The organism is Rhizobium sp. 22-785-1 (assembly GCF_053521965.1).
The window spans coordinates 924119-939621 of record NZ_JBNWDI010000001.1; the positions used below are offsets into that span (position 1 = coordinate 924119).

The 15503-nt window shown below is 58.2% G+C and carries 16 protein-coding genes; 10 read left to right on the forward strand and 6 right to left on the reverse strand.

Features of this window, described 5'->3' with window-relative positions; translation table 11 throughout:
• Positions 1-148: 148 nt before the first annotated feature.
• The gene (locus tag ACQZ5M_RS04355; RefSeq protein WP_296020159.1) at positions 149-499 is read right to left on the reverse strand and encodes a flagellar export protein FliJ; all 351 of its coding nucleotides are present in this window, start codon (positions 497-499) and stop codon (positions 149-151) included.
• 447 nt (positions 500-946) lie between these two features.
• On the opposite strand from ACQZ5M_RS04355, the gene ctrA reads away from it, so the two are divergent.
• Positions 947-1651 (forward strand): response regulator transcription factor CtrA, encoded by a 705-nt coding sequence (gene ctrA, locus ACQZ5M_RS04360; protein ID WP_113267004.1) that lies wholly within the window; start codon positions 947-949, stop codon positions 1649-1651.
• A 214-nt stretch (positions 1652-1865) separates the two neighbouring features.
• The gene (locus ACQZ5M_RS04365) at positions 1866-2372 is read left to right on the forward strand and encodes an N-acetyltransferase family protein (RefSeq protein ID WP_449079150.1); all 507 of its coding nucleotides are present in this window, start codon (positions 1866-1868) and stop codon (positions 2370-2372) included.
• 116 nt (positions 2373-2488) lie between these two features.
• Here ACQZ5M_RS04365 and chpT read toward each other — a convergent pair whose 3' ends face one another.
• Positions 2489-3148 (reverse strand): histidine phosphotransferase ChpT, encoded by a 660-nt coding sequence (chpT, locus tag ACQZ5M_RS04370; RefSeq protein WP_296020165.1) that lies wholly within the window; start codon positions 3146-3148, stop codon positions 2489-2491.
• Between the two features lie 147 nt (positions 3149-3295).
• Here chpT and ACQZ5M_RS04375 point away from each other — a divergent pair, with 147 nt between their 5' ends.
• From ACQZ5M_RS04375 to ACQZ5M_RS04385, 3 genes are all read left to right on the forward strand, one after another.
• Positions 3296-3892 (forward strand): DUF1134 domain-containing protein, encoded by a 597-nt coding sequence (locus tag ACQZ5M_RS04375; RefSeq protein ID WP_296036379.1) that lies wholly within the window; start codon positions 3296-3298, stop codon positions 3890-3892.
• Between the two features lie 163 nt (positions 3893-4055).
• Positions 4056-5168 (forward strand): coiled-coil domain-containing protein, encoded by a 1113-nt coding sequence (locus tag ACQZ5M_RS04380; RefSeq protein WP_296020168.1) that lies wholly within the window; start codon positions 4056-4058, stop codon positions 5166-5168.
• A 191-nt stretch (positions 5169-5359) separates the two neighbouring features.
• Positions 5360-5599, forward strand: coding sequence for a hypothetical protein (locus tag ACQZ5M_RS04385; RefSeq protein ID WP_296077120.1), 240 nt, complete (start codon positions 5360-5362; stop codon positions 5597-5599).
• A gap of 54 nt (positions 5600-5653) precedes the next feature.
• Here ACQZ5M_RS04385 and ACQZ5M_RS04390 read toward each other — a convergent pair whose 3' ends face one another.
• Positions 5654-6541, reverse strand: a complete 888-nt coding sequence (locus ACQZ5M_RS04390) for a DMT family transporter (protein ID WP_296077128.1) — start codon at positions 6539-6541, stop codon at positions 5654-5656.
• A gap of 219 nt (positions 6542-6760) precedes the next feature.
• On the opposite strand from ACQZ5M_RS04390, the gene ACQZ5M_RS04395 reads away from it, so the two are divergent.
• Both ACQZ5M_RS04395 and ACQZ5M_RS04400 read left to right on the forward strand, forming a co-directional pair.
• Positions 6761-8059, forward strand: a complete 1299-nt coding sequence (locus ACQZ5M_RS04395) for an adenylosuccinate synthase (RefSeq protein WP_296020174.1) — start codon at positions 6761-6763, stop codon at positions 8057-8059.
• Positions 8060-8129: 70 nt separating this feature from the next.
• Positions 8130-10586, forward strand: a complete 2457-nt coding sequence (locus ACQZ5M_RS04400) for a hypothetical protein (RefSeq protein WP_449079151.1) — start codon at positions 8130-8132, stop codon at positions 10584-10586.
• Between the two features lie 92 nt (positions 10587-10678).
• On the opposite strand, the gene rpoH is transcribed toward ACQZ5M_RS04400, so the two are convergent.
• Both rpoH and ACQZ5M_RS04410 read right to left on the reverse strand, forming a co-directional pair.
• Positions 10679-11581, reverse strand: coding sequence for an RNA polymerase sigma factor RpoH (gene rpoH, locus ACQZ5M_RS04405; RefSeq protein ID WP_296020180.1), 903 nt, complete (start codon positions 11579-11581; stop codon positions 10679-10681).
• A gap of 253 nt (positions 11582-11834) precedes the next feature.
• Complete coding sequence (locus ACQZ5M_RS04410) at positions 11835-12857, reverse strand: RluA family pseudouridine synthase (RefSeq protein WP_449079152.1); 1023 nt, start codon at positions 12855-12857, stop codon at positions 11835-11837.
• Positions 12858-12895: 38 nt separating this feature from the next.
• On the opposite strand from ACQZ5M_RS04410, the gene ACQZ5M_RS04415 reads away from it, so the two are divergent.
• From ACQZ5M_RS04415 to ACQZ5M_RS04425, 3 genes are all read left to right on the forward strand, one after another.
• Positions 12896-13282 carry a hypothetical protein gene (locus ACQZ5M_RS04415; RefSeq protein WP_296020185.1) on the forward strand — a complete coding sequence of 129 codons (387 nt, stop codon included), beginning with the start codon at positions 12896-12898 and terminating at the stop codon, positions 13280-13282.
• On the forward strand, positions 13272-14126 hold the full coding sequence (locus tag ACQZ5M_RS04420) for a TrmH family RNA methyltransferase (protein ID WP_449079153.1): 855 nt from the start codon (positions 13272-13274) through the stop codon (positions 14124-14126). The genes ACQZ5M_RS04415 and ACQZ5M_RS04420 overlap by 11 nt, the downstream gene beginning before the upstream one ends.
• A 104-nt stretch (positions 14127-14230) precedes the next feature.
• A complete protein-coding gene (locus tag ACQZ5M_RS04425) occupies positions 14231-14812 on the forward strand; it encodes a transglycosylase SLT domain-containing protein (protein ID WP_296020191.1) in 582 nt (193 codons plus the stop codon).
• A 41-nt stretch (positions 14813-14853) separates the two neighbouring features.
• Here ACQZ5M_RS04425 and ACQZ5M_RS04430 read toward each other — a convergent pair whose 3' ends face one another.
• Positions 14854-15465 (reverse strand): alpha/beta hydrolase, encoded by a 612-nt coding sequence (locus tag ACQZ5M_RS04430; protein ID WP_296096780.1) that lies wholly within the window; start codon positions 15463-15465, stop codon positions 14854-14856.
• Positions 15466-15503 lie beyond the last annotated feature (38 nt).

Below are 15503 nucleotides of genomic sequence, written 5' to 3' on the forward strand. Positions count from 1 at the left end.
TTCAGGCCATAAAAAAATCCGCCAGGCATCGGCCGGCGGATCGCAATCATTAAGATTAAGAGCACAAGCGTCATTGAAAGCAGCCTCCTGATCAGCTGGCCGCCGTCAATGACGTCAGGTTAACGCGCCTTTGTTAACGCAAAGAGCGTCAGGCGCGGGCGCGAACAGCCGTATCGCGGTTTTCGAGAGCAGCAGCCTTTTCATATTCGGCCTGCACCTCTTCCAGAGAGGCTTCGGCGGCTTCCTGCTGCATCTTCAACTCGCGGATCGAAACCTGCAGGTTATCGGCACGCTGGCGTGCGGCCTTGGCAAAAGTCGGATAGGCAAAATGACTGGGGTCCGTGATCCCGGACTTGCTTTCTTCGAGAGAGATCTGATGGACCAATTCCTTGGCCATCCGTTCGAATTCGGACATCATCGACTGCAGCTGTTGCAACTGACGACGTTTTTCGTTGACCTGAAATTCCTTCAGGCGAACTAGGCTGTCACGCGACTTCATACTCAATACTCCATGGATAGCGAGACCCCGGTTCAAACAGGAACCAACCCGCCACTCCGGCATGTGCCGGAATGATTCTCAAAAGTTACCCGACATTAATAAAAAAACTGCGCTGTTAACTTTTCATTTACGGGCATCGTTAATGATAAGGCGGATCATTTAAGGGTCGGTAAATGCCAAGCCCAAAAAAACACTGGGCACGACAATGGTAGAGTCGATTGAATCACTTACGGGGTTTTCCTCATTCGTTGGTTCATGTTTGGCGATGAGGGATTCACGTTGAAAAACAGCAGAGTGCCCGAACTATTTAATGAATTCTCCACACCTTGCCAAAGGAGAGAAGAATTTGTTAACCATTTGGTGGCAGCCTGCAAATCAGGCAACGTCTGGATCCGCATCGCGCAAAAGGGATTCATTTACTGACCGCGGGCGGCAAAGGGGATAATTATGCGGGTTCTACTTATTGAAGACGACAGCGCAACGGCTCAGAGCATCGAGCTGATGTTGAAGTCGGAAAGTTTCAACGTCTACACGACCGACCTCGGCGAGGAAGGCGTAGATCTTGGAAAGCTCTACGATTACGATATTATCCTTCTCGATCTTAACCTGCCGGACATGTCCGGTTACGAGGTCTTGAGAACGCTGCGCCTGTCCAAGGTCAAGACACCGATCCTCATCCTGTCGGGCATGGCCGGTATCGAAGACAAGGTGCGCGGCCTCGGCTTCGGCGCAGACGACTACATGACCAAGCCCTTCCACAAGGACGAGCTTGTCGCCCGCATCCACGCCATCGTGCGCCGCTCCAAGGGTCACGCCCAGTCGGTCATCGCCACCGGCGAGCTGATCGTCAACCTGGATGCCAAGACGGTTGAAGTCGGCGGCCAGCGCGTTCACCTGACGGGCAAGGAATACCAGATGCTGGAGCTGCTGTCGCTCCGCAAGGGCACCACGCTCACCAAGGAAATGTTCCTCAACCACCTCTACGGCGGCATGGATGAGCCTGAACTGAAGATCATCGACGTGTTCATCTGCAAACTGCGCAAGAAGCTTGCAAACGCAGCAGGCGGCGCGAACTACATCGAAACCGTCTGGGGCCGCGGCTACGTGCTTCGCGAGCCGGATGGCAACGCCGAATTTCTTGAGACTGCCTGATTATCCCCTCAACATGCCTCCCAAGCATGATTGTCATGACAAACCCGCCGTGCAAACGGCGGGTTTTGTTTTTGTCCGCGCATAGCGCGACCATAGAGTGCCGTGCATTGCGTTGGACGCGCCATGGATGCCAGAGCTTTCTCGATAGACGTATAGCGCTTTGCCAAATTCGACGTCGATTTTTCAGGCCGATGCCGCAGGAGAAGAGGATGTGATGATGATTCGCACGGCGTCCAAAGACGACGCCTCGAGCCTTGCCGCACTGTCCATCGAGGTCTGGATCGGCACCTATCTTAAAAACGGTGTATCGAAATTCTTCGCCGATTACGCGCTGTCGGCCTTCACCACGGAAAAATTCGAAACGCTCATCGATGATAAGAACGAGATCATCCTGATATCCGAAAACAGCGAAGGCATGGACGGCTTCGTACGCGTCACGCTTCGCATCCCCGCTCCTGCCGATAACGGTCCTGAAACGGAGATCGCAACGCTCTACGTTCAGCCGAGGCATAAGGGAAAAGGCATCGGCAAGCGGCTTCTTGCTGAAGCTTTCAAGCTCTGCGGTGAGCAAGGATGCAAGGGCGTGTGGCTCGCCGTGAATAGCGAGAATAGGGACGCCATCGTCTTCTATGAGCGCCTCGGATTCACGCGGGACGGTCAGACCGCGTTTCGGATTGGCGAACAGTCTTATGCCAACGAGGTGATGGTGAAGTGGTTTTGACGAGCCCAGCAAGCGCGTCGCGATGCCAGTGAAAGGGCAATCGCTTTAAAGCCAACGCCGCTTTTACACTGCAAAGGAAATGGGCCAACTTAACGGTGGCCCACCCATTTATCCAATCAGGCCGCTTCGGCAGCCTGAGCCATGGAGGCCGTGAAGACCACGCGGTCCTCATGCACCTTATATTCGATTACCATTCCGGCCTCTTCGGCAAGCAGAAGCGTGTAGTAGGGCTGAACGGAATGCGCGTCGATCGGTTCTTCTTCCGTGCCTGCGGCAATGGAAGCGAATTTGGCAGGCACGCGCATCATCCGGCCTTTGACGGTGATTTCGAAGCGGGCATCGCCTTCCGGGTTTTCGAGAACGATATCCGCATTGCCGCCGCGCGGGATCGCGCCATAGGCAACCAGAAAGAGGTTGAGTAGCAGCTTGACGCGGTTCTTGGCGACGATGGCGCGCGGACCGGACCAAGTCACTTCAACCTTCTTTTCCGCAGCAGCGAAGTCTTTCGCGGCCTTTTCGGCCTCTCCGGTATCGATAGACGCGCCCGCAGAGCCGGATGCGCCGAAAGCAAGACGGGCGAACTTCAGGCGCACGGACGCATTCAGAGCCGAGGTACGGATCAGATCCAGCGCATCGGCATCGGTGCCACCCTCATCGAGAAGCTCCAGCCCGTTATTAATGGCGCCAACCGGCGAAATCACGTCATGGCAAACGCGGCTGCACAGAAGCGCCGCCAGATCGGGGCCGGAGAGCGAAAGATTGAGTTTGGTCGTCATAAATTTTCTCCTGCGCGAATGCGGCGCGGACCCTATCGAAATTGTTAAGCCATAATGACACCATATTTGGTAAACCGATTGTTAATATGATGGTCTCAAAATGCCAAATGTCTTAACAGGACAGTGGTAACAAACAGACGGACGGAACTGACGATGCGAATTAACCAACTCCGCACCATCGCACGCCTCGGACTGGTCAAGATTTTCGTGATCCTTGCGGGCCTTTCTATGTCGGCGGCGCAGGCATCTGCGCAAAGCAGCGATCAATACACCATTCAGGAAATCGTCGATGCCGGTCACGGCTTCTTCGGCGAGACCACGGGCGGACTTGCGAAGGTAGTGGAACGCGCATTCCAACAGTACGGTCTGCCGAATGGTTATATTCTCGGTCAGGAAGGCTCCGGCGCCTTCGTCGCGGGCCTGACCTATGGCGAAGGCACGCTCTATACGAAGAATGCCGGGCAACATCCGGTCTTCTGGCAGGGCCCCTCGCTCGGGCTTGATTACGGCGGCCAGGGCACCCGCGCCATGATGCTCGTCTATAATCTTCCCTCCGTCAATTCGCTCTATCGCCGCTATGGTGGTGTCAGTGGCTCTGCCTTCATCGTCGCAGGCGTGGGCATGACGGTTCTAAAAAACAGCGACGTCACCATTGCCCCCATCCGCACCGGCATCGGTGCGCGACTCGGCATCAATGTCGGCTATCTGAAGCTTACGCCCCAGCCCACCTGGAATCCGTTCTGATTCGTCAGACGCGCCCTTTTGCGATAAACTGCTTGAACACGACCAGCGTGTAAGGCGATGACCGCCTGGCGCAAGATTGACGTGACAGTCTGCGCCGCGACGATGAAATGAGCTGCCATAGAGGGTTTTCGAACCGTGGCGCTTCTTGTGGAGACGACCACGCGTGATTGAGTACGCCCTGATTTTCGGCCTTGGTTTTCTCTGCGCAATTCTTCTGGTTTCATTGATCGCACCTGCGATCAACCGGCGCATCGTTTCCTATACGGAAAAGCGATTGCGGGCGACCATGCCGATGAGCCCGCAGGAAGTGCGTGCGCAGAAGGATATGGCCCGCGCGCTCTATGCTGCGGAAAACGCACGCACGCGCCAGGAACTGGATGCCGAGCGCGAAAAAGCGCTTGCCCTGAAGTTCAAGAACGAGGCCGCTCAAGCCGAAACCGGTCGCCTTCTGGCCGAAACCCGCGACTTGAAACAGCAACTGGAAAACATGGCGCTGGAAGCGGGCGACCTGCGCGCAAAGGCTCGCCGCCATGAAGATGCCGTGGCGCGCTTGACTACGAAGCTGAACGATGCCGAAGAAACGGCCATTGCCCGAACCCAAGAAATCTCCAACCTGACAAAGCGCGTCGGCGCCGTGTCGCGGGAACTGGATGATCTCAAGATTGCGCTCTCGGCCCGAGATCTGGAAATCGAGCAGGCAAAGCAAAAGGCGACCTCTTGGCGCAAGGAACGCGAAGAGATGACACGTCGGTTGGAGGAAGCGGACGTCAAAGCCCGTGAAACCGCCCAGCATATGAACCGGGAAAGCCGCAAGATCGCGCGACTGGAAGATCAACTTGCCAAGGAAATGGCGCGCAATGCCGACAACGAAATGCTGCTGGAGCGTCGCGTCCAGGAAATAGCCAGACTGAAGGAAAAATCCTCCGGACTTAGCAAAATAAGCGACGCGCAGTTGCCCGCCCCGACCAACGTTCCGATCATCGAACTTGGCGGTGCATCCGAAAGCCCCGAACGACTGGCCCGAGAAATCGAGGACATCCGCAATCAGGGCACGGCGCTGACCGAACGGCTTCTGACCGTGAAAGACAGGAAGAATGATGAGGCGATCCGCAAGGAGATAGGGCAGATCGCCGCTCGCATGATCGCATTGACGGCAGCACAGGAAGGCGACGCCTCTCCCCTTCCAGCACTCATTGCCGATGCGCAGAGTGTCAGCGATCGCCAGAGCTTAGCAAGTCGCGCCAGCGACCTGATGAACCGGCAGAAAAATGCGTGAGGCGGCGAAGAACATCGATCGACCGCATTAAAAATAAAGACCGATAAAATTGTACCGATCGATTTAAACGCAGCGCAAAATTTGAGCCCTAATGTCGTCTCCAACAGGCGCCGGGCCAAGTTGAAAATCCCGGCGCGATAACCGAAGCGCAAGAAAGCCGGTGCAAAGCCGGACACGAACCGGGGTATCACATGTTGAAGAAGCTTTTCGCCGCAGCACTGTGTGGCATCGTCATCGCGTCCATCGCAGATCATGCCGACGCAGCAGGTCCCGGCGGCTTTGCCAGAGGTTTTGCATCCCTCGAAGAGAGTGTAGTCTCGGCCCCACCAGCAATCCAGCGGGGCGAGCGCGTGGATATCGAGCGGCGGAAGGCTTTGTCGGCACTCGACGATTATTTCCAGCGCTTCGACCAGACCGCGACAAAGCACTGATCATCGTTTCCAAAGCATCATGACCGACTGCCGCCCGTCGTCAGGCCTTGCGCCTCAAACGACAGGCGGCTTTTTTCGTTCGGCAACGGCAATGCCGCCAAGTGCCAGGAGCAGCGCGATGATCTGATAGAGGTGGAGCGTTTCACCGATGATCAGCACCGAGAGAAATGTTCCAAAAACGGGAATGAGGTTGATGAACAGCCCTGCCCGGTTTGGCCCGATCGCTTCCACACCCTTGATGAAAAAGATCTGCGCCACCAGCGAGGGAAAGATTGCCGTGTAAAGGACGATCGCCCAGCCTTTCGCTTCCGGCCAGATTGCCTGATCGCTCATCACTTCCCATCCCATCAGCGGCACGGAAGTGATGAGCGCAGCGGTGGCCGGAATGGCCATCAGGGTGCGCCAGTCCACGGCCGGTTTCCACCGCAGAATGACGGTATAGATCGCGTAAGCCAGCACCGCGAGCAGCATGATGGCATCCCCCGGATTGAATTGCAGCCGGATGAGCGACATCAGATCGCCACGCGATGCCAGAAGCGCAACACCGAAGATCGTCAAAACGAAGCCGATGATCTGGACGGCAAGAACCCTTGTCCGGAACAAGGCGAAGTTGAAGAGAAAGATCACCGCCGGAATGACGGCCTGGATAACCGCGGCATTGATGGCGGAGGTATATTTCAGCGCCGAGTAGAGCGCTGCGTTGAAACAGGTATAGCCCACCGTGCCGAGGATGAAGAAGTAAGGCAGACGCTTCCTGACCACCGGCCAGTCCTTTGCAAGTTGCGGCAGGGAAATGGCAACGATGATGGTAACCGCCACCACCCAACGCAAAAAGGTCAGCACCATAGGGCTGATATGGCCGACGGCAAGCTTGCCGGCGACAGCGTTTCCGCCCCAGCACAAAGCGGCGATGGTGAGAACGAGATAGGCTCTGGAGGGCAAGGCGAGAGACTTTCTTTCGGAGAGTGGGCCGATTTTCTGCACGCGCCCTTATGGCTTCGCAAGGGCAATTGCACGATTTTCAGCCATAGGATGGGCACAATTATCCTACAAAAGCAAAATTCCGCTGCATAAACAGGGTCGCTTTCCGTAAAACAACGCAGTATAGATTTGCGGGTTTGAGGTAGGGGCGCCCCGGCGCCATGAGCAGGAAAGCAAGAAATGACGAATGTAGTCGTGGTCGGCTCGCAGTGGGGCGACGAAGGCAAGGGTAAGATTGTTGACTGGCTCTCCGAGCGCGCCGACGTGGTCGTGCGCTATCAGGGTGGGCATAATGCCGGTCATACGCTTGTCATTGATGGCGTCAGCTACAAGCTGTCCTTGCTCCCTTCCGGCGTCGTTCGCCCCGGCAAGCTTGCTGTCATCGGCAATGGCGTGGTGGTCGATCCGCATGCGCTGATTGCTGAAATCGGTCGTCTGGAAGCGCAGGGCGTCAAGGTCACGCCTGAAAACCTGCGCATTGCAGACAATGCCACCCTCATCCTCTCCTTGCACCGCGAACTGGACGGCATGCGCGAAGACGCGGCCTCCAACAGCGGCACCAAGATCGGCACCACGCGCCGTGGTATCGGCCCTGCTTACGAAGACAAGGTCGGCCGTCGTGCCATCCGCGTCATGGATCTGGAAGATCGCGAGGCGCTTTCGGCCAAGGTCGATCGCATTCTGACGCACCACAACGCGCTGCGTCGCGGCTTCGGCGCTGCCGAAGTTGCGCATGAAACCATCATGGAAGAGCTGACGTCGATTGCCGATCGCATTCTTCCCTTCAGCGAAACCATTTGGCTGCTGCTCGACAAGAAGCGCCGCGCAGGAGCCCGCATTCTGTTCGAAGGCGCGCAAGGTTCGCTTCTCGATATCGACCACGGCACCTACCCTTATGTAACGTCTTCCAACACGGTTGCCGGTCAGGCTGCCGCCGGTTCAGGCATGGGCCCGGGCTCGCTCGGTTACATTCTCGGCATTACCAAGGCCTATACGACACGTGTTGGCGAAGGCCCATTCCCGACCGAACTGCATGATGAAATCGGCCAGTTCCTGGGCGAAAAGGGCCATGAATTCGGCACGGTGACGGGCCGCAAGCGCCGCTGCGGATGGTTCGATGCGGCACTGGTGCGCCAGTCGGTGGCAACCAACGGCATTACCGGTATCGCACTTACCAAGCTGGACGTTCTGGACGGCCTGGAAGAGTTGAAGATCTGCGTCGGCTACAAGCTCGACGGACAGGAAATCGATCACCTTCCGGCAAGCCAGGGCGCACAGGCTCGGGTCGAGCCGATCTACATCACGCTTGAGGGATGGAAGGAATCGACTGTCGGCGCGCGCAAGTGGGCGGATTTGCCTGCGCAGGCAATTAAATATGTGCGTCAGGTCGAGGAGTTGATCGGTGCGCCCGTGGCACTCCTGTCCACCAGCCCGGAGCGCGACGACACCATACTTGTGACTGACCCATTTGAGGACTAATGTCCTCAGCAATCAGACTTCATAACCCATTTCGGGTCGGCATACGGCCGGTCCCGACGAGAAAGTGCTTATGGCGGATTTTGTAGCAGTCATTCGCAAGGCCGTGGATGGCTTGGCGAACAATACTCCCGAAAACCGGGCCAAGGTGTACGACAAGGCACGCAGCGCTGTCGTGCGCCAGCTTGAGAACATGAAGCCGCGCCCGCCGGAAGAAATGCTCCAGCGGCAGATCATGAAGCTCGATACGGCAATTGCCGAGGTCGAGGGAGAATATTCCGAAGCACTTCCCGCTATCGAAGAAGACCACGCAGGTACGGACTATGCCGCCCCTGCCCAGGAAGATGTGTCGTCTCCCTATTATGAAGAAAGCGTGGCGCACGAGCAGCGCTATGCTGCGCAAGACCAGATTGCGGAGCCCGCGCATCGGCAAGACTATGATGACGATGTTCATCCCGACGCCCGTGCCACGCATGAAGAAACAGACCATTACGAGCGTGACGAGCCACAAGTCGCTGAAGAACCGGCGTACCAGGCAACGGAACGCGCTCACGATGCTGATGTCTACGCTCAGCACTCTTCCTACGAGGCACAGGAAAGCCATCACGACGCTGAGGCCGAGCGCAGGCTGGAAGCCTATCAGCATGAGAGCGAGCCAGAGGCACCGGCCTATGCGCCTGAGCCGGCAGACGACTTCCACCATCATGAGGCTCGCCATGAGCCCGACGTCGATCAGGAGCAGGACCACGCCCATCGCGACTGGATCGGCCAAGACAGCCACGTGGAACCCGCTCCCTGGGAGCGCGCAGACGAAAACGGAGAACATTACTCGCCCATTAGCGCGTCGCAGGACGACCATTTTCACGCGGAGCAACGCCCGGCTGACGCCATCTTCGCGAATGGGCATCACGATGACACGCTCCACTACGATGAAGCCTATACCCGCGACGAAAAGCAAGACGCAGAGCCGTTTACAACCGCACATCGGCACACGGAAACCGTGCTGCATGAAAACACGCCACTGCCCTACACGGCAGGTTTCGACGGGCAGGCCAATTACTACGGTCAGGTCAACGTAGAGCCAGAACACAGGCATTTGTCGGACGACGCGCAGCATGAGATTGCCGAGGAGCAGGATTCGCATCTGGATCGTGCGGCTGCAGTCGAAACGGGTCAGCAGGGCAAATCCACCGCCGCCACCGACGATTTCTCCTCCTATTTCCAGGATGCAGCACTCGATCTGCCAGCAAAGGCCTCACCAGCGCTGCCGCGCGCAGACGAAGACCCGTTTGCGACGAATGACGCCAAGAAGGACGACAAGGATCGCACGCCCTGGGACGACCTGGAAGAGCTGATCGGTTACGATGGCGGCGCGGCGAATAACCGTTCCGACAAGAGGGCCAACAGCAATTTCGATAGTGGCTTCACCAATGCAGGCATTCCTGCCGCTGCTTATGCCACAAAGAAGAAGCCCAAGCGCAATTACGCGGGCGTGGTTCTCGGGATCGGTATTCTGGCCGTCCTGGCAGGCGGCGGTTACGCTGTCTGGGCCAACCGCGAAACGCTGAACGATATGGTCGGCGGTCTTGTCAACCCTGCCAAGACAAGTACCTCGACCGGGTCGTCCTCCAGCGAAACCTCGCAGACCGCATCGGCGCCCGCCAATGGCGCAGCGACACCGCCAACGAACCAGCCGGCGGTCAATGGACAGGCTCAAAACCAGGCTGCGACGCCCGGCGCGGCGCGTCCCGATGACGGCTCTGTCACTGGCACCAAATTCACCCAGCGCCTTCTGGCCAATGGCACCGAGAAGGACGAAGGTCCGGGACCGAACCCGAATGGTCAGCCTGTGACAGCGGAAGGCCAGTCGGTCTACCAGCAGAACGAAGCGCCCGCGCCTCAAAATACAGCGACGGCAGCAACGCCCGCCACCCCGGCAGCGGCGCAGCAGACCGCAGCACCGGCAGCCGCAACCGGCGACCGCATGTTCCTCTATGAGGAAGTGCTCGGCCAGACTGTTCCGACTGCAATCGAAGGCACCGTGTCCTGGTCGCTGCAGAACGAGAAGGATGATGCCGGCAAACCTTCGCCGGAAGTTCAGGGCCAGATCACCATTCCCGGCCGTGGCCTGAGCGCGCTCATCACCTTCAAGCGCAACACCGATCCCTCGCTTCCTGCAAGCCATCTGGTCGAGATCGTCTTCTCGGTTTCTCCCGGCTTCGAAGGCGGCGCGATCGACAGTGTCCAGCGTATTGCGATGAAGTCTACCGAGCAGGATCGCGGCAATGCGCTGATCGCAGTTCCGGCAAAGATCACCGACGATTTCCATATGATCGCGCTGAACGACTTCCCCGAAGCACGCAAGACCAATCTGGAGCTGCTGAGAACCCGCGACTGGATCGATATCCCCGTGTCCTATCGCAATGGCAGACGTGCGCTTTTGACCCTGCAAAAGGGCGCAGACGGCAAGTCCGCTTTCGACACGGCATTGCGCGAGTGGATGGCGGCATCGCCAGCCACCGGCCAATAAGCCGGTCTGATATCGAGACTAAACGAAAAGCCCCGGTGAAGATCTTCACCGGGGCTTTTGCTTGATAGAATTCGTTATGGAGAAGTCGCCGCTTACGCGTCAACGACGCGCAGTGCCTTGGCAGCCTCTTCGGCTTCCTTCTGCACCGCATCCTGCACCTTTTCAAAGGCACGGACTTCGATCTGGCGAACACGCTCGCGGCTGATGTCGAACTCCGTCGAAAGCTCCTCCAGCGTGACCGGATCTTCCGCCAGACGGCGTGCTTCGAAGATGCGACGCTCGCGGTCGTTCAACACGCCAAGCGCCTTGGAGAGCATACGGCGGCGGGTTTCGAGTTCATCCTGCTCGATCAGCACCGCTTCCTGGCTTTCATGGTCGTCCACCAGCCAATCCTGCCACTGGCCGGATTCGCCTTCCGACGCCTTGATCGGCGCATTCAGCGACGCGTCACCAGACAGGCGACGGTTCATCGAAATGACCTCTTCCTCAGAGACCTGTAGCTTCGTCGCGATTTCCTTGACGTGCTCAGCCTTCAGATCGCCATCGTCGATTGCCTGCAGCCGTCCCTTGAGGCGGCGCAGGTTGAAGAACAGACGCTTCTGATTGGCGGTCGTACCCATTTTGACGAGCGACCAAGAGCGCAGGATATACTCCTGGATAGACGCCTTGATCCACCACATGGCATAGGTCGCGAGGCGAAAGCCGCGATCGGGGTCGAACTTCTTCACCGCCTGCATGAGGCCGACATTGCCTTCAGACACGACTTCGCCGATCGGCAGACCGTAACCACGGTAGCCCATGGCGATCTTGGCAACGAGACGAAGGTGGCTGGTAACCAGCTTGTGGGCGGCATCTCTGTCGCCATGCTCGGCGTAACGCTTGCCGAGCATATATTCTTCCTGCGGTTCCAGCATTGGGAACTTGCGAATTTCGTCGAGATATCGGTTCAGACCGGCTTCACCGGCCGTAATTGATGGCAAACTGTTGCGGGCCATAGAGCACCCCCTTTATATTTTATCAGGCACGGTTCCCTATAACGCAGGCGAACCTCTCGCGGTTCATTTCCGACCCCGCTTCAAGCCATGTCATAAATATGTATGCGCAAGTCACGTTTCAAGGAAACGCGCCACGCTCATACCAGCCAATGTTTACCTTATCACGGGACACCGGAAAAACCGCTTTCACCTGAAATCGTTCCGAAAAAATCGAGAGCGCTCGAGCGCAAATTTGTCGCAGGTACTTGCTGTCTTAAGCTCGCAGCGCATCCGCCAGTTCGGCGATGTCGTCGGGCATATCAGTTTCGAACTCCATGACCTCGCCTGTACGCGGATGCTCAAACACCAGCAAATAGGCGTGGAGTGCCTGGCGCGGGAACCGGTTGACTACCGTCTTGGCCGGTTCCGGCAGAAGGTTGGCCTTCGTACGGAAAGCCGCACCATATTCGGGATCTCCGATCAGCGGGTGGCCGATATGGGCCATATGGACGCGGATCTGGTGCGTGCGGCCGGTCTCGAGCTGGCATTCCACCATGGAGGCGAGCGACGTTGCATCCGGTTTTTCATGATAGCGCTCGACCACTTCGTAGTGGGTGATGGCTTCGCGCGCATCATCGGCATCCTCGCGCTTGACGGCGCGTTTCGTACGGTCGGTGCTGCGACCGAGCGCGGCGTCGATAGTGCCGCGCAGGCTCTTGGGTCGTCCCCAGACGATTGCCTTATAGGCGCGTTCCAGCGGGCCTGTGCGACCGTGATCGGCAAATTGTGCGGCCAGATGCCGGTGGGCATTGTCGTTCTTGGCCACCACCATCACGCCGCTGGTTTCCTTGTCCAGCCGGTGAACGATGCCTGGGCGCTTGACGCCACCAATGCCGGAAAGACTATCGCCGCAGTGCTGTATAAGCGCGTTGACAAGCGTTCCCGTCCAGTTGCCGGCGCCTGGATGCACCACCAGACCGGCGGGCTTGATCAGCACGATCAGATCGTCATCCTCATATTCTACCTCGAGCGGGATATCCTCACCCTTGGGTTCGGGATCTTCCGGCTCCGGCATGGTGATCTCGACCCGGTCGCCGGCGCGGATCTTCTTCTTCGGCTCGGTGACGGCGGCACCGTTGACGAAAACGGCTCCCTGCTCAATCAGCGCCTTGAGACGGCTGCGGGAAAGATCGCCCCCCACTTCGGCTGCAAGCCAGGAATCGAGCCGCCCTTCGGCGTCCTCACCAGCAATCAGGACTTTCCTTGCGTCTTCGCCTTGTTTAAAGGGGTCGTTCATTCTTATTTCCGATCAATCCGATACTTCCAAGGACCCAGATGACGCAGATCGAGCAAGACGAACAGGACGACAAGCCGCTAGACCCGGCCATGGAAAAAGTTCGCCGCAAGATGATCCGTTTGCAGATCGTGTCGGGCCTGGTGATGTTTATCAGCCTTATGGCCGTCTTCGGCGCGGTTGTCTACAAGGCGATGGGACCATCGAAAACCGCGACAACCGCAGCAGGTCAGTCCACGCAGGTCCCGTCCGACCAGCCGATTTCGGCAACGGCTAGCCTACCGCAAGGCTTTACCATCGAGAACGTATCCTTCGCCAATGGCGACATGCTGTTTTATGGGCGCCTGGCCAACGGCACGCGCAAGGCGCTTGTCTTTAATGTCCAGACGCGCCGCTTCATCGCGGACATCACCATCGATGCGCAATGATCTGCCTGCCCTGCCGAACGGCTCGGCTCCGATTGCGATAGAGCGAGCCGACGATCCACGGATCGCTCCTTTTCGCGATATCAAGGAGCGGGACCTGACGGGCAGGCACGGCAAGTTCATCGTCGAAGGCACGGTCGTGCTGCGCATGCTGGCGGCAGCACACAAGGCAGGCGGCGATTTCCGCGCCGAAAGCATCCTGATCCTCAAGAACCGCCTTGCCGGTGTCCTCGATATCCTTTCCGATTTTCCGGCAGACGTGCCGGTCTATGTTGCAGAGGCCGAGGTGCTGGACACCATCGTCGGCTTTCACCTGCATCGGGGCATATTGGCTCTGGGCGTGCGGGTGGGAAGCCGCGACGGAGCGCAGACGATCGCCAGCCTGCCGGAAGCCTCGCTGGTCGTCGCGGGCTGCGGACTTTCCAACCACGACAATATGGGCGCGATGTTTCGCAATGCCGCGGCTTTCATGGCCGATGCGGTGTTTCTGGATACGACCTCTTGCGACCCGCTTTATCGCAAGGCGCTGCGCGTCTCTGTCGGCTCGGTCCTCTCCGTGCCGTACCATCGCGGCGGTGACGCGCTTTCGATGCTGGAAGCACTGGCAAGCCAAGGTTTCGAAATCTGGAGCCTGTCACCCGCAGGCGAGACCGAGATCCGACAGATCCCGCCCTCCCCGCGCATGGCTCTCGTTATCGGCACCGAGGGCGATGGCCTGCCTCCCGAGCTTCTGTCGCGGTTCCATTCCGCCCGGATCGCTCAGTCGCCGCAGCTCGACAGCCTGAACGCGGGCACGGCGTCCGGTCTTGCGCTCTATCAGATGGCCTCGGTAATGGGCCGCATTTAACGGGTTAACGAGACCTTAACAGGATCGCATTTGCATTAACCTTGTCTCAAAACCGAGCATTAAGATTTACGAATTACTAATGTGCGGAACGAAAGGTTTCCGCGATGCGTAGCGTTTTTGTCGCCCTTTTTCTTTTGATCGTTCTGGCAGGCTGTGCGACAGCCCCGTCGCAGATTACCAATGCCTGCGCCATTTTCGAACAGCGCAACGGCATGTTCAACAACTGGCGCAAGGATGCCGAAGCGGCGCAACGCGAGTTCGGCGTGCCTGTTCCGGTCATGATGGCGACGATCTATACAGAATCGAGCTTCCAGCCCTATGCCCGCCCGCCACGCACCAAGCTGCTCGGCTTTATTCCCTGGAAGCGCCAGTCCACGGCCTATGGCTACGCTCAGGCGCTGGACGGCACATGGGACCGCTATCGTCGTGAAACAGGCCGCTGGAATGCCAGCCGCACCGATTTCACCGACGCCATCCATTTCGTTGGCTGGTATCACTCCACCAGCAACCGCCAAAACGGCATCGCACTCAACGATCCTTACAATCTCTATCTCGCCTATTATTCCGGCCATGGCGGCTACGCCAATGGCGTTTGGCGCAATAACACGGCCATCCAGAAGGCGGCGCGCCGCTCCGCCAATATGGCGATCCGCTATGAGGCGCAGCTTCGCCAGTGTGGATATTGAGGAGGCGCGGCTGAGCCGGAAGCCGCCGCGTCGTCCATACGTCACATAAAGGGGGTCAAAAAAGTCCGCACGGCTTCGATCTCGTTCGAGCGGATCTCATGCCCACCCGGATGCCACTCCTCTGTCACCTCTCCACCTTGGGCCCTCAGATAGGCGGCAAACGCCTTGGTCACTGGCACCGGGCAAATCGGGTCACGTTCACCGGCTGTGACCAGAACCCGACGCGTTTGCGGCGCGGGCGCCGCTTTGGGCTCGAACGGAATGAGCGGATGCATCAGCGCCGCCGCATCGAAGAGATCGGGAAACTCGATCAACACATTGGCAAGAATGTTGGCACCGTTGGAAAATCCGAGCCCGATGACCTTGCCTGCCTGATACCCATCGCGATGCGCCGCAACAAAGTCGGCCATACGGCGTGTCCCCCGGTCCAGATCGTCGAGATCGTAAACGCCTTCAGCCTTGCGGCGGAAGAAACGAGCCGCGCCGTGTTCCGAAACATCGCCGCGCGGCGAAACCACCGTCGCATTGGGCAAAAGCCGCGAGGCGAAATCGAAGAACTGGTTCTCATCGCCGCCGGTGCCGTGAAAAACGAAGAAGATAGGCTGACCAGCCGCGCCTTCGCGTACTTTATGAATATAACTTTCCTTGCTCATGACATGCTCCTGAAGCCTGCTTTGCTCAAGGCTGGCAG